The organism is Corynebacterium sp. HMSC27B11, from assembly GCF_001815985.1.
Classification (GTDB): domain Bacteria; phylum Actinomycetota; class Actinomycetes; order Mycobacteriales; family Mycobacteriaceae; genus Corynebacterium.
Genome location: NZ_KV823555.1, coordinates 1 through 13,175, shown reverse-complemented (window position 1 = coordinate 13,175; position 13,175 = coordinate 1). Strand labels below are relative to the sequence as shown.

Sequence of the window (13,175 nt, the reverse complement as noted above, 5' to 3'; positions counted from 1 at the left end):
ATGCCTAGGAACAAAACCCGGAGCACTTCACATCGCACGCTCTACCGACGGTGTCAATGACATAACAGGCCCAAAGACTCAGCCGCACCGAAGGTTCTCACCGAGGAAGACAAGCTGCGCCGTCAGGTAGCGCGACTGGAAGCGGACAGCGCTTATCTAAAAAAATTGCGGGACTTGAGGAGCCAGGGACGCGCCTGAAGGTCCAGGCGATTGTCATCCTCACGTCGCAACACCGCTGGTAGTACCTCCTCGAAGCAGTGGGTATGCGCCATACGACATTCTTCTACCGCCAAAACGACTCAGCAAGCCGGACACGCACGCGGCACTCAAGCAGGCGATCCAGGAGGGATTCAAGCGAAACAAACATCGCTACGACCACATGAGGGTCCTGCCTGACCTACGTAGCCAGGCTGGGTGGGCAACCACAAACTGATTGACAAACTCATGCACCAGATGGATCTTCGGGCCAAGCTCCACCAGCGCAGGCCCTATGTTTCCTACACCGGCACTGTAAGTCACCTGGACCTGACGCCGATGCAATAGCGGAAGCAGGCCCTTAAACCCCTAACCGCCTAGAATTAAACCAGTCCAACTGTCGGGACCAGTTCACAATCGGCTGGGGCCTTCTCGTGCTGTTGGCACCCGAAGTGCGGTAGCCGTAGCCGCTTCCTGTTCCCAGGTAAGCTGCTCATGCCCTTTGGGCAGGCTGGCGAGGCGGTAGGCGGTCAGCGGGTCCCCAACAATCGCGGTAGGTCGCCCGGCGCGGGCAACGGCGCTCCTCAATGGGTGGATGCAATCGGTCAAATGGTGGTCTCAGACTATCAGTAGTGTTGCGATTAGAGCGCCTAGCGAGATGGCGAGCATCCCTAAGCAATTCACCCAAAACTCGCTACCTATAAATTTGGCTCGGATATGTGCGATTGCGGCAGTGCAGAAGTAGGCGATGACTCCAACCATCGTCGCTATTCCAATGCCTGGTATCCAGAGCCCAATAATGAGCCCGCTTGCTGCTAGGCACTTGATAACGATAAGCGTCCACCACCACTCTGCGGGGAGTCGTACTCCTCTGAGACAGGCCTCGATGAATGCTGCGGGTTTGAGCGAGAGTGCCGCGTCTCCGAACAAAATGGCGGCAAGAATGATGGAGGGCCAAGCAGGTGAAGATTCGAGAATCATTAGTTTATTCCGTACGCGATTTTAAGACGGGAGATGGAACTGTTGGCGTGAATGGATAGTTCGTCAGTGTCGTATGCACCGGCCGCCCAGCCAAGAAGTAAGCCAAGATAGATGTTGTAAAGGATTGTCGCGAACTCTTGAGCGTCATCTTTAGGGAGCATGTTGCCCAGGCGCAAAACGATTTCATCTACCAAGAGAGTTCGAAGCTCGTTGAGTGTCTCCCCGTTGTTTCCTTGGGTAATTAGGGCGGCGCCATACGCTTTTGATAGTTCTTCCTGACCAGTAAACATTTTCAGGAACGGAGCGAGAACGTCGATAAGGTTGTCTGATTGTCCGCGGAGCTCATCGTGCATCATGGTGATTCGATGTCCGATGGTTTGAATTAATAACGACTGCTTGCTCCCGACATTCATAACGGTTCCAACGCTGACGTTGGCCTTCTGTGCGATGGCGCGCACATTTGTATCTGCGTACCCGGCTGACGCAAAAAGGGCATAGGCGGCATCTAAGACCTTATTGCGTGTCGTCTGCTTTCGAGTGGCACGATTTGATTGAACCTGTTCACTGAACACGTTCAAAGCGTATCGCTGCATCAATCTATGGTCAAGTAGTGACGTGGGTATCCGAAGACATGACTGTTATCGGGGGTCGGACGGATATCCTGCGTGCAACGAGGGGAGTTATGGCTACATGTTTCTGCTAGATGGGCTTCCCTAGTCAATGGATTCAGGAATTGACGAGGCTTGGTCGATAATCCTGCGAGCTCATCCCGCGACTCATTCGCGGCAGGGGACGCCGATCACGTGGGTACTGCCTATGTGTGATGACCCAACCCGGCACATGATCCGTTCCGGCAAAACGGCGACCGCGACCCTGCCGTGGGTGCGCCTACAGTACGGCCCCGGCGATGGCGTGGCACATGCGGGCAGGGAATCTCTCCCGCCGGCTATCTCGTACCATGACCTTCGCCATACTGCCGTGTCACTGCTTGTCGCCTTGGTGGCCAATGTCATGCGGGTGCGGCGGCAGCGGGGGTACGCGGACCAGTCCATCATTCTCGACAACTAGTCGCATCTTTTCGACACGGGGTTAGGTGAAACTGGGCGGAAAATGGGCGAAATTTTGACCACGTGGCGTAATGAGTGCGGAAAGCAAAACGCCTCGTGACCTGCATAGTCACGAGGTGTTGACGAGTGCGCCTGGGGAGACTTGAACTCCCACGTCCTAGGACACTGGAACCTAAATCCAGCGCGTCTGCCAATTCCGCCACAGGCGCAGGTGGCGGTGACCCGCCACGGTTAGGAACACTATAGCAACGTCGCGGGACCGCAACCGAACTGGCAACGGCCACCGGGGCGACGTCCTAGGCCTCGAGCTCCTTCATGATGCGGGCGACGTGCCCGGTGGCCTTGACGTTGTAGCGGGCCAGGGCGATCTTGCCTTCCTCGTCGACGAGGAAGGTGGAGCGGATCACGCCCTGCACGAGCTTGCCGTAATTCTTCTTCTCGCCGAAGGCGCCATAGGCCGTCATCACGGCCTTGTCCGGGTCGGAGAGTAGCGGGAAGGTCAGCTCGTACTTGTCGCGGAACTTCGCCAGGGCCTCTGGCTTATCTGGGGAAATCCCCACCACATCGATGTTCTGGTCGTTCAGCTGGGCCAGAGAGTCGCGGAAGTCGCAGGCTTCCTTGGTGCAGCCCGGGGTGTTGGCGCGTGGGTAGAAGTACACGAGCACCTTCTTGCCGCGGTAGTCCTTCAGATCGATCGTCTCACCCTTGTCAGAGGTGAGTGCGAAGCCCGGAGCCTCGTCGCCCTCGGCGAGGCGGATGTTTGCTGTGTCGTTGTTCTTCGTCATGCCGCCCAGCCTACGCGGATGCCTAGCCGTGGGCTTTCGCACACGATGGCTGCGTATCCTCTACAATTGTTCAGAAGAAACGACTGATTTTTACCGTCTTTTAGGGAGTATGTCCGTGGCACGGAGTATCGACGCTATCGAGCGTGACATTGAGCGCACCCGCAACCAGCTGGCCAAGACGCTGGACGAACTCGCGTTTCGCGCCGATCCGAAGAACCTCGCAGATGACGCTCGTGGGCAGGTCTCCGATTTCCTGCGCGAGCCGAAGGTTCAGATGGTGCTGGGAGGGGTGGCCGCTGGTGTCGTCCTGCTGGTCGCCGCAACCGTTTCCTCCAAGCGTAAGGAGAAGAAGCAGGTCCGCGAGATCCAGCGCCTGCTCGCTTCCACTCGCTAACTGAAGATTCGGCTTGTTAGGTCGAATTTCCACGCTGAGCGCGATCTCGCTGGCGTTGGCACTTCTGTGCACCGCCATCGGGGTTCCCGCAGCGTGGATTTTTGCTTTTCTCGTTGTTTTCGGTGCCGACGCCGTGTTCAGCGGCCGGGCGACGATTCCCCCTGCCTTTTTGATGACGCCCGCCCAGGTGCTCATCGCGATGTTGTGCGCAGGTCCCTTGGCTACCGTCAGTGGCGGCCAGGTGGCCAGTTATCTGGCTCCGGCCGCGCTTTCCCTGGTGGTCACGCTTGTGGTGTGCGCCTTCGGGGCGTGGTTGCTGCACCGCGTCAACGGGGTGGACGGCGCAACCGGTCTGCTGGCCACCCTCGCGGGCGGGGCCTCCGGGATGGTGCTGATCGCCCGGGATGTGCGCGCGGACGTGCAGTTCGTCACGCTGACCCAGTACCTGCGGCTCACGGTGATCGTGTTCACCCTGCCAGGGCTGGTTGCGTGGTTGTCCACCTATTCGGACGCGCCGGGCGCCGACAACGTCGGTGCCACCGGTGCGGCGGACGCTGCCGGTGCCGCGGACCCAAGCCTGTGGGACGGGGTCGCGGCTGCCGCGGGGAGTTTCTGGCGCACCCCCTGGCAGGGCGTGCTGGGCGCGCTGGCCGTCGGGCTACTGGTGTGGCTGATCGTGAAGGCCACCGCACCGCTGTTTAAGATCCCCAGCCCCTACCTGATTGTCTCGATGGCCGTGGTCGTGGCCGCGATCGCCGCGGGTGTGCCCCAGGAGTTCGTGCTCCCCGAAGGTCTGATCGTGAACCTGGCTTATGCGATCATCGGCATCCAGGCCGGCGGTACCCTCACCAAGGGCGCGTTGCGGCAGTTCAGCGCGGCACTACCGATGTTGCTGGGCGTGCTGCTGCTCATGGTGGCAAGCTCGTTGGCCACCGGCTGGTTCATCGCGTGGACCAGCGATTTCGATATTTTGGACGCCTACCTGGCCACCGTCCCGGGCGGAGTGTACGCCGTCCTGGCCTTCGCCCACGACTCGGGCTCCGATCCGCTGGTGACGGTGGTGCAGGTCCTGCGCGTCCTGGTAATGCTCATCGCGGGGGCGCTGGCCCCCACGGTGATCGACTGGCTTAGGAGGACAGACCCCACGCGTCAGCCAGGATCTCCATCCCGCGACGCTGCTGGTCACCCGACGGGGCGTTGAGGGAAATCATCAGCTCGTCCGCCTGGGCGTGCTGGGTGAACCACTCGAGGTACTCCCGCACCTGCTCGCCGGTGCCGACCGCGGTGTAACGCAGCATGTCGAGGATCTGCTGACCGCCGGGAGACTGGATCACCAGATCCAACTCCTCGTCGGTAAAAGTCCGCCCGCCGCGGGAAGCCATCTCCCGGACACGCTTGCGGCCGACCTGCCTGTGCTGCTCGCGCGCCTCCTCCTCGGTATCGGCGGCGGTGACGTTCACCGCGGCGATCACATAGGGCTCTGGGTGCTCCGGGGAGGGCTGGTAATTCTCCCGGTACACGCTGACCGCCTGCTCGAGTGCGGCCGGCGCGAAGTGGGAGGCGAAGGAGTAGGGCAGGCCCAGCTTCGCGGCGAGCTGCGCGCCGAAGAGGGAGGAGCCGAGGATGTAGAGCGGCACGTTCGTCCCCGCGCCGGGGACTGCCCGCACCCCAGGGACGACGGAGCGATCCGTGAGGTAGCCGTTGAGTTCGGCGACGTCGCTGGGGAAGTTCTCCGCATTGCGCGGGTCGCGGCGCAGGGCACGGAGGGTGTTCTGGTCGGTCCCAGGTGCCCGGCCAAGTCCCAGGTCGATGCGACCCGGGTGCAGTTCCGCGAGGGTGCCGAACTGCTCGGCGACCACGAGAGGGGAGTGGTTCGGCAGCATGACGCCGCCCGCGCCCAGGTTGATGGAGTTGGTGTTCGCCGCGACGTGGGCGATGAGCACCGCCGGCGCGGAGCTGGCGATGGAGCGCATGTTGTGGTGCTCGGCGTACCAGATGCGCTTGAAGCCGAGCTGCTCGGCGCGCTGCGCGAAGCTCACCGAGCGCTCGAAGGAGGCGCCGGGCCGTTCGCCGTCGAAGATCAGCGCGAAGTCGATCAGGGACAGTGGGGTGTGAATCGAGTTAGTCATCACCACCGTCTTACCACCGCGCAGCAAGTGACGGGGTGGCCGCCGAGGTTGAGCCCGTCAGCTGGGCTGGGCGTGCGAGTATTTATCGCTCGAGCTTAGGGCTCGGGGTCGGTTCGTGCGCCCGGGCAAGCATAGGAAAAGGGGCCTGCCGGGAATGTCCCGACAGACCCCTTTAAGAAGCCCCAGCGCAGGTTTAGCCGAAGCGGCCCGAGATGTAGTTCTGGGTCTCTTCCTTATCCGGCTTGCTGAACAGCTGCTTGGTGTCGTTGAACTCGATCAGCTTGCCCGGCTTGCCGGCACCCGCGATGTTGAAGAACGCGGTCTTGTCGGACACACGCGCGGCCTGCTGCATGTTGTGGGTCACGATGACGACGGTGAAGCGGTCCTTCAGCGTGTTGATCAGGTCCTCGATAGCCAGGGTGGAAATCGGGTCGAGCGCGGAGCACGGCTCGTCCATGAGCAGGACCTCTGGCTCCACGGCGATGGCACGCGCGATGCACAGGCGCTGCTGCTGACCACCGGACAGGCCGGAGCCCGGCTTGTCGAGGCGGTCCTTGACCTCCTCCCACAGGTTCGCGCCGCGCAGCGCCTTCTCGGTCAGCTCGTCGGCCTCAGACTTGGAGAGCTTCTTGTTGTTCAGACGAACGCCGGCCAGCACGTTGTCCTGGATGGACATGGTGGGGAAGGGGTTGGCCTTCTGGAAGACCATGCCCACCTCGCGGCGGACGTTGACCGGGTCGACGCCAGCGCCGTAGATGTCCTTGCCATCCATCTTCACGCTGCCCTCGACTCGGGCACCCGGGATGACCTCGTGCATGCGGTTTAGGGTGCGCAGCACGGTGGACTTACCACAGCCGGACGGGCCGATGAAGGCGGTGACGGACTTCGGCTCGATGGTCATGGACACCCCCTCGACCGCGCGGAAATCGCCGTAGAAGATGTTCAGATCCTCGATGTCGATTTGCTTAGACATTTTTCCTCCAGTGTTTTGTGTGCGCACCGCTTCGGGTGGGCGGGGAGCCGGTTTCTTTGGGACGTCGCCGGCTCGGCGTGGGTGATTAAGTTCTTCTTTTCGGGGTGTTGCCCCCGGGGTCGAGCCCGGGATCGACATCTCCCGGTAGCTTTAGCGGCCGGACTTCGGGGCGAGCACCTTCGACAGGATGCGGGCGCCGAGGTTGAGGAGCATCACGATGACGATGAGCACGAGGGCTGCGGCCCAGGCGCGGTCGGTGGACGCGATGGCCGCGGTACCAGGTGCGGTCGGGCGCGTCACGGAGTCGTAGATGAAGGTCGGCAGGGTGGACATCCACCCGGAGAAGACGTTCCAGTTCACGCTCGCGGCGAAGCCCGCGGTGACCATGATCGGGGCGGTCTCACCGATAACACGAGCGATGGCGATGGTGATGCCGGACAGGATGCCGGAGATCGCGGTCGGCAGAACGATCTTCATGATGGTCTTCCACTTCGGCACCCCCAGGGCGTAGGAGGCCTCGCGCAGATCGTGGGGCACCAGCCGGAGGATCTCCTCCGTGTTACGCACCACGACCGGAATCATGAGAACGGAGAGCGCCACGGCGGCGGAGATGCCGGACTTGGCGGCCGTCAGGTTCTCTGGGGCGAACAGCTCGATCACCGTGGAGAACAGGGAGAACGCGAACAGACCAGCGACGATGGACGGGATGCCCGTCATGACGTCCACGAAGAAGGTGATGGCACGGCCGAGCGCGCCGGACTTCTTGTCGTTGGCGTACTCCACCAGGTAGATCGCGCAGAGCACACCGATCGGGATGGAGATGATCGCCGCGGCGAGGGTGATCAGCAGGGTACCGACGATTGCGTGGTGGAAACCACCCATGAGCTCGGACTCGCCGGCCGCGAACTCCTTATCGTAGATGCCCTTCATGCCCTCCATGGAGCGGTTCAGCAGGGAGCTGTTTTCGATCAGAACCGGGCCGCCCTTTTCGATGGCCATCCACAGCAGGGAGACCAGCGGCACCAGTGCGAGGGCGAAGGCGGAGGAGACGAGCACGGTGGCCACGCGGTCCACGGCCTTGCGCTTACCCTCAACGGCGCTGGACCAGGCGAAGGTCACCACCAGGTTGAACAGGCCGGCCAGGAACGCTGCCAGGGCGATGGAGAAACCATCCGAGACGAGGGCCGTGACGGCAATCGCAGCAACAACGGAGCCAGCCACGATGGCGTAGGGAGCCCACTTCGGCAGGTGGTTGACGACCAAGTGCGAGGCGCTGCTGTTGCCCTTGGCGCTAGATTCTGCGCCCTCGAGCGGGTTTTCAGCGGTCGCGGTGTTCTTCTTATCAACCATGAGATCAGTGCCCCTTGACGGTCGTGCGTGCGACGATCCAGCGTGCAGTCATGTTCACGACCAGGGTGATGGTGAACAGGACCAGGCCGATCGAGATGAGTTCGGACATGCGCAGGCCCGCTGCCTCTGGGAAGTTCTGCGCGATCTCTGCTGCAATGGTTTGGTTACCGGACAGCAGCAGGGAGACGATGAGGCCACCGGAGGAGAGCACCATGGCCACCGCCATGGTCTCACCGAGCGCGCGGCCGAGACCCAGCATCACGGCGGAGACGATGCCGGAGATACCGAAAGGCAGCACGGCCATGCGGATCATTTCCCAGCGGGTCGCGCCGAGAGCCAGGGCCGCTTCCTCCTGCAGGCGCGGGGTCTGCAGGAAGACCTCGCGGACCAGAGAGGTGATGATCGGCAGAATCATGATGGACAGCACCAGGCTGGCAGTGAGCAGGGTGCGGCCGGTCTGGGAGACAGCGCCGTCGTCATCCGCGGAGAAAATCGGGATCCACCCGAGGTACTTCGCGAACCACTCGTAGAGCGGGACGAAGCTACTGGACAGTGCCAGACCCCAGAGGCCATAGACGACGGACGGGATGGCAGCCAGCAGGTCGATCGTGTATCCCAGCACCGGGGCCAGCTTGCGGGGTGCCATGTGCGTCGTGAACAGGGCGATGCCGATGGCAAATGGGGTGGCCACGATCAGGGAGATGATCGCGGAGATCAACGTGCCGATGATCAGCGGGAATACGTAGGGGAGGAAGCCACGGCCACCGGCGATGGTCGACGGGTCGTCGAAGGACGCCTTGATGGTGTCCGTGGACTGCAGGAAGAGGAAGAACGCGACACCGGCGAGGATGGCGAGGATCAGGACGCCGGCGGCGAGGGCGAGGAAAGAAAAGATTCTGTCCCCGGGCCTCACGACGGTTCCCTTCTTTGCCTGCTTCGTGGGCGCAGCGGTGGCTGTGTCAGCTGACAAGAGAGCTCCTGTGCGGGGTGGGTGAGGGGTGGTATGGGGTGCAAACCAAAATGGCTAATTCGCACGTGAAGCTGGGTTGGTCGTTCGAGAGATTTTTTCGAAAGACCAACCCAGCCTCGTGTTTAGGATGCGAGCGTCAGGGACGCAGCGCTGTTACTTCTTGACCTCGATCTGGTCGAGGACCTTGGTGATCTTGCCGCGCAGCTCGTCGGAGATCGGGGCGGAGCCGGCGTTGTCCGCTGCGGACTGCTGGCCCTCCTCGCTGATAACGAAGTTCTCCCAGGCCTTGACCAGGTCGACCTTCTCCTGGCTGTCGTAGCTGGAGCAGACGATGTGGTAGGAGACCAGGACGATCGGGTAAGCGCCCTCGGCGTCGATGTCGCGCTTCAGCTCGACGGCGATGTCGCCCTCGTGGCGGTTCTCGGCAACCGGGGACTCGTCGACGACCTTGGCGGCAGCCTCTGGGGTGTACTCGACGAAGTCCTCGCCGACCTTGATGGCGGCCTTGCCCATGTCGTCGGAGATGGCGGAGGCGTCGGCGTAACCGATCGCGCCCTCGGTGTCTGCGACGAGGGAGACCACACCGTCGGTGCCCTGTGCGGCCTCGCCGCCGTACTCAGCCGGGAACTCCTCGGCAGCCTCGTGCGGCCACTCGGCCTCAGCGGCCTTGTTGAGGTAGTCGGTGAAGTTCTTGGTGGTGCCGGACTCGTCAGAGCGGTGAACGGCGGTGATCTTGGTGTCCGGGAGGTCTGCCTCCGGGTTCAGCTCGGCAATCGCCGGGTCGTCCCACTTGGTGATCTTGCCAGCGAAGATCTTCGCCGCGGTGGCAGCGTCGAGGTTCAGCTTGTCCACGCCCTTGAGGTTGAAGGCGATGGCGATGGGGGAGACGTAGACCGGGAACTCGAATGCGCCGTTCTCGCCACAGACCTTCTTGGACTGCGAGATCTCGTCTTCATCCATGAAGGCATCGGAGCCAGCGAAGTCGGCCTTACCTGCCAGGAACTGCTTGCGGCCGGCACCAGAGCCATCCGGGGAGTAGTTGATGTTCGCACCGGAGTTCTGAGCAGAGAAGTCGGTGGTCCACGCCTGGATGGCGGCCTTCTGGGAGGACGCGCCGATGCCGACGAGGCTGCCGGAGACCTGCTGGCCGTCGTTACCGGAGCCAGCCTCCTGGTCGCCGGTGGCGGAGTTACCGCCGCAGGCGGTCAGGGTGAGAGCGGCTGCAGTCAGGACTGCAGCTGGAGCGAGGCGGTTGAGCTTCACTTAAGGGGCCTTTCTTCTTTCAACTACGTGCGGGGTTTCCCCGATACGAATGAAAAGATAAAAGGCGCGAGTGACGACCGGCTCCTTTTTAAGTGAACCTTAGGTGAAGTTTTGGTTATTGCAGTTCAGGGGTTATTTTTGACCCCACAGTTTTGCTTTGAAGGCACCTCTGGCCCGGGTTAGTTAACAAAACCCGGGCCAGAAATAGTTCGCTGCGGCGCGTGCTGCCGCGTCTGGGGCGCAGCTTAGCTCTGCTCGCCCTCCGGGGTGTCCGTCAGTGGCTTGCGACCACTCTGGGTGTCGTACATGCTCGCGAGCGTCGGCTCGAAGCTGCCGGTCAGCAGGTACTCCACGCGGTGGGAGACGTTGACCGCCTGGTCGCCGAAACGCTCGAAGTAGCGGGAGATCAGGGTGACATCCGCGATCTGGCTCGGGGAGATCTCACTGCGGGCCAGCTCGCCGATGATGGTGAACACCCGCAGGTGCAGCGTGTCCATTTCCTCGTCGATAGCGGCGATCATCGGGACGGCGGAGGTTCCCGGCTCGGTGAGTAGCTGGACGAGGGCACGCCCGATGCGCACGGCAGTGGTGCCCATGTGCGTGAACACGTCGCGGAACTGGTCCGGGAGGGCGTTCTCCGGGTAACGGATGCGCACCAGGGAGCCGATGTGGCGGGCGAGGTCGCCCATACGCTCGATAGCCACGGACATTTTGAGCGCGGAAATAACCACGCGCAGGTCGGCGGCGACTGGGGCCTGCAGGGCGAGGACTTCTGCGGAGCGCTGGTCCAGGTCGGCCTGCATGCCGTCGATGGAATCATCATCGCTGATGACCTGCTGTGCCAGCTCCAGGTCATTATTCAGCAGCGCCTCCACGGACTTTTCCATGGCGGAGGTGGCCTTCTCGGCCATTTCGACGAGGCTGTCTGCGATAGATTCGAGTTCGTTGCGGAAGACTTCGCGCACTCGAGGTCCTTTCTGTACAAATCCAGTGTGGGCGAGACCCACGGCAATCAAAGACGAGGCTTGCAGCCGGAGGTGAACTCGGAGTTTCAGTGGTGTGAATTCCACACGAAACCTTGCGCTCAGCCCCACCCGCGCCGTGGTCAGCCGCCTGCTTGCAGTTTAGAGTGGGGGCGTGGATGTGTTGCTCATTTCGCTTATCGCTGGTGCGGTCGGCGTTGTTTTAGGTGTTGTGCTCAGTCTCGTTATTCGGGCAGTGGGGCGTCGCCGCCAGGTCGTCGAAGAGGACCCGGACGACGGGCTGCCAGCGGGGATGGACGAGGTCCTAGCTGCACTTCCCAGCGCCGCTGTCGTCATTGACTCGGACGGGGAGGTGATCAAGGCCTCCACCGCGGCCTACGCCCTGGGGTTGGTCGACGGTCCAGCTTTTGGTTCACCGCAGTTGCAGGAGACGGTGGCCCGGGTGGCGGATCGTCGTATTTACGAGGACGTCAACTTCGTCATTAAACACGACGCGAACGAATACTCCCGCCGCTTCCTGCACGCGGGCGTCGCCCCACTGGGTAAGGGCTATGTGCTGGTGTTGTGCGATGACGAGACGGAGTTCCACCGCGTCGAGGCTGTGCGCCGGGATTTCGTGGCCAATGTATCCCACGAGCTGAAGACCCCCATCGGTGCGATCTCCCTGCTGGCCGAGGCCGTGACGGACTACTCCGATGACCCGGAGGCGGTGCACCGCTTCGGGGGCAAGATCCAGAAGGAATCCACCCGGCTGGTCCACCTGGTGCAGGAGATCATCGACCTCTCCCAGGTCCAGGACAACGAGGGGCTCGAGTCCTCTGCTGTCATTGAGGTGGCCGAGGTGGTGGAGGAGGCGATCGACCGGGCACGGACGAACGCGGAATCCAAGAACATCACGATCAACGTCGCGCTAAGCCCCGACCTGCGGGTAGAGGGCTCCTTCGATCTGCTGGCTAAGGCAGTGCGCAACCTGGTGGATAACGCAGTCAATTACTCCAGTGCCGACACCGAGGTCGGCATCAGTACTGAGCGACGTGGCAATTCCGTGGCGGTGATCGTGACGGACCACGGCATCGGGATGAGCTCGAAGGAGACGGACCGCATCTTTGAGCGTTTTTACCGGGTGGATAAGGCGCGTTCCCGCAACACCGGCGGTACCGGCCTGGGGCTGTCGATCGTGAAGCACATCATCGCCACTCATGGCGGCAAGATCAAGGTCTGGAGCCGACAGGGTGAAGGTTCGACGTTCACGGTTCTCCTGCCGCTCGCACATGAGGACCGGCGGTACGACAACGCAGCGTCCAGCGAAGTAGTGGCTGGCGGCTAGGCCGTCGGTACGTGAGAGAGGAATAAGGAAAATGACGAAGATTCTGTTGGTTGAGGACGAGGAGTCCCTGTCCGATCCGCTGTCCTACCTGCTGGAGCGGGAGGGGTATGACGTCTCGATCGCGGAGGACGGCCTGAAGGCTGTCGAGATGTTTGAGCTGCACGGCGCGGACATCATCCTGCTGGACCTCATGCTGCCAGGCTTGCCGGGGACGGAGGTATGCCGGGCGATCCGGGCGAAGTCCATGGTTCCGATCATCATGCTGACGGCGAAGGATACGGAGATCGATAAGGTCGTCGGCCTGGAGCTGGGGGCGGACGATTACGTGACGAAGCCGTATTCCTCCCGTGAGCTGCTGGCCCGTATCCGGGCGGTACTGCGCCGTGGTCAGGCCCAGGGATCGGAGGGTGGCAGCACTGTGCTGGAGGCCGGGGGAGTGCGCGTGGACGTGGACCGTTACGTGGTCACGGTACGTGGGGAGGATATGCAGCTGCCGCTGAAGGAGTTTGAGCTGCTGGAGATGCTGGTGCGCAACGCCGGGCGGGTGATGACCCGTGACCAGCTGATCGACCGGGTGTGGGGCTCGGACTACGTCGGCGATACAAAGACGCTGGATGTCCACGTCAAGCGGCTGCGCACGAAGATTGAGGAGAATCCTTCGAAGCCGGAGCTGCTGGTGACCCTGCGCGGGCTGGGTTATAAGTTCAACGCCTAGGCAGGGTTAAGTAGCAAAAGGGGATGCGGACGGGATCTTGGAG

The 13,175-nt window shown here is 62.2% G+C and carries 13 protein-coding genes and 1 tRNA gene; 4 read left to right on the top strand and 10 right to left on the bottom strand.

What is annotated here, in order from left to right:
• Window positions 1-813: 813 nt before the first annotated feature.
• From HMPREF3097_RS09940 to bcp, 4 genes are all read right to left on the bottom strand, one after another.
• Entirely contained in the window at window positions 814-1,176 is a 363-nt protein-coding gene (locus HMPREF3097_RS09940) for a DoxX family protein (protein WP_070761286.1), read from the bottom strand.
• Window positions 1,176-1,748, bottom strand: a complete 573-nt coding sequence (locus HMPREF3097_RS04570; RefSeq protein WP_070761291.1) for a TetR/AcrR family transcriptional regulator — start codon at window positions 1,746-1,748, stop codon at window positions 1,176-1,178. Before HMPREF3097_RS04570 ends, HMPREF3097_RS09940 begins: the two co-directional genes overlap by 1 nt.
• 622 nt (window positions 1,749-2,370) lie before the next feature.
• Window positions 2,371-2,452: transfer RNA gene (locus HMPREF3097_RS04560), tRNA-Leu, on the bottom strand.
• Window positions 2,453-2,539: 87 nt separating this feature from the next.
• The gene (gene bcp / locus HMPREF3097_RS04555) at window positions 2,540-3,028 is read right to left on the bottom strand and encodes a thioredoxin-dependent thiol peroxidase (RefSeq protein WP_070761281.1); all 489 of its coding nucleotides are present in this window, start codon (window positions 3,026-3,028) and stop codon (window positions 2,540-2,542) included.
• A 115-nt stretch (window positions 3,029-3,143) separates the two neighbouring features.
• Here bcp and HMPREF3097_RS04550 point away from each other — a divergent pair, with 115 nt between their 5' ends.
• Window positions 3,144-3,422, top strand: coding sequence for a DUF3618 domain-containing protein (locus tag HMPREF3097_RS04550; protein ID WP_012360697.1), 279 nt, complete (start codon window positions 3,144-3,146; stop codon window positions 3,420-3,422).
• Between the two features lie 13 nt (window positions 3,423-3,435).
• Window positions 3,436-4,623, top strand: a complete 1,188-nt coding sequence (locus HMPREF3097_RS04545) for an AbrB family transcriptional regulator (protein ID WP_210398529.1) — start codon at window positions 3,436-3,438, stop codon at window positions 4,621-4,623.
• Here HMPREF3097_RS04545 and HMPREF3097_RS04540 read toward each other — a convergent pair.
• The 6 genes from HMPREF3097_RS04540 to phoU all read right to left on the bottom strand — a co-directional run bounded on the left by HMPREF3097_RS04540 (window position 4,550) and on the right by phoU (window position 11,072).
• Entirely contained in the window at window positions 4,550-5,551 is a 1,002-nt protein-coding gene (locus tag HMPREF3097_RS04540) for an LLM class flavin-dependent oxidoreductase (RefSeq protein ID WP_070759083.1), read from the bottom strand. The genes HMPREF3097_RS04545 and HMPREF3097_RS04540 overlap by 74 nt on opposite strands.
• A gap of 193 nt (window positions 5,552-5,744) precedes the next feature.
• Window positions 5,745-6,524: a phosphate ABC transporter ATP-binding protein PstB gene (gene pstB / locus HMPREF3097_RS04535; protein WP_012360694.1), complete on the bottom strand. Its 780-nt coding sequence runs from the start codon at window positions 6,522-6,524 to the stop codon at window positions 5,745-5,747.
• Window positions 6,525-6,674: 150 nt separating this feature from the next.
• Window positions 6,675-7,874 (bottom strand): phosphate ABC transporter permease PstA, encoded by a 1,200-nt coding sequence (gene pstA / locus HMPREF3097_RS04530; RefSeq protein WP_210398528.1) that lies wholly within the window; start codon window positions 7,872-7,874, stop codon window positions 6,675-6,677.
• A 4-nt stretch (window positions 7,875-7,878) separates the two neighbouring features.
• Window positions 7,879-8,844, bottom strand: coding sequence for a phosphate ABC transporter permease subunit PstC (gene pstC / locus HMPREF3097_RS04525; protein WP_070761279.1), 966 nt, complete (start codon window positions 8,842-8,844; stop codon window positions 7,879-7,881).
• 153 nt (window positions 8,845-8,997) lie between these two features.
• Complete coding sequence (gene pstS / locus HMPREF3097_RS04520) at window positions 8,998-10,107, bottom strand: phosphate ABC transporter substrate-binding protein PstS (protein WP_070759080.1); 1,110 nt, start codon at window positions 10,105-10,107, stop codon at window positions 8,998-9,000.
• A 245-nt stretch (window positions 10,108-10,352) separates the two neighbouring features.
• On the bottom strand, window positions 10,353-11,072 hold the full coding sequence (gene phoU, locus HMPREF3097_RS04515; RefSeq protein WP_070761277.1) for a phosphate signaling complex protein PhoU: 720 nt from the start codon (window positions 11,070-11,072) through the stop codon (window positions 10,353-10,355).
• A 172-nt stretch (window positions 11,073-11,244) separates the two neighbouring features.
• Between phoU and HMPREF3097_RS04510 the strand changes: the two genes are divergently transcribed.
• Together HMPREF3097_RS04510 and HMPREF3097_RS04505 are read left to right on the top strand one after the other, a co-directional pair.
• Window positions 11,245-12,417, top strand: a complete 1,173-nt coding sequence (locus tag HMPREF3097_RS04510) for a sensor histidine kinase (RefSeq protein WP_070761275.1) — start codon at window positions 11,245-11,247, stop codon at window positions 12,415-12,417.
• Window positions 12,418-12,448: 31 nt separating this feature from the next.
• Window positions 12,449-13,132, top strand: a complete 684-nt coding sequence (locus HMPREF3097_RS04505; RefSeq protein WP_070759077.1) for a response regulator transcription factor — start codon at window positions 12,449-12,451, stop codon at window positions 13,130-13,132.
• Window positions 13,133-13,175: the final 43 nt, after the last annotated feature.

What these genes read in the sequence shown, in the direction of transcription:
- HMPREF3097_RS09940 (WP_070761286.1), bottom strand. Translation starts at nt 1,176, where the DNA reads ATGATTCTCGAATCTTCACCTGCTTGGCCCTCCATCATTCTTGCCGCC.
- bcp (WP_070761281.1), bottom strand. Translation starts at nt 3,028, where the DNA reads ATGACGAAGAACAACGACACAGCAAACATCCGCCTCGCCGAGGGCGAC.
- HMPREF3097_RS04540 (WP_070759083.1), bottom strand. Translation starts at nt 5,551, where the DNA reads ATGACTAACTCGATTCACACCCCACTGTCCCTGATCGACTTCGCGCTG.
- pstB (WP_012360694.1), bottom strand. Translation starts at nt 6,524, where the DNA reads ATGTCTAAGCAAATCGACATCGAGGATCTGAACATCTTCTACGGCGAT.
- pstA (WP_210398528.1), bottom strand. Translation starts at nt 7,874, where the DNA reads ATGGTTGATAAGAAGAACACCGCGACCGCTGAAAACCCGCTCGAGGGC.
- HMPREF3097_RS04505 (WP_070759077.1), top strand. Translation starts at nt 12,449, where the DNA reads ATGACGAAGATTCTGTTGGTTGAGGACGAGGAGTCCCTGTCCGATCCG.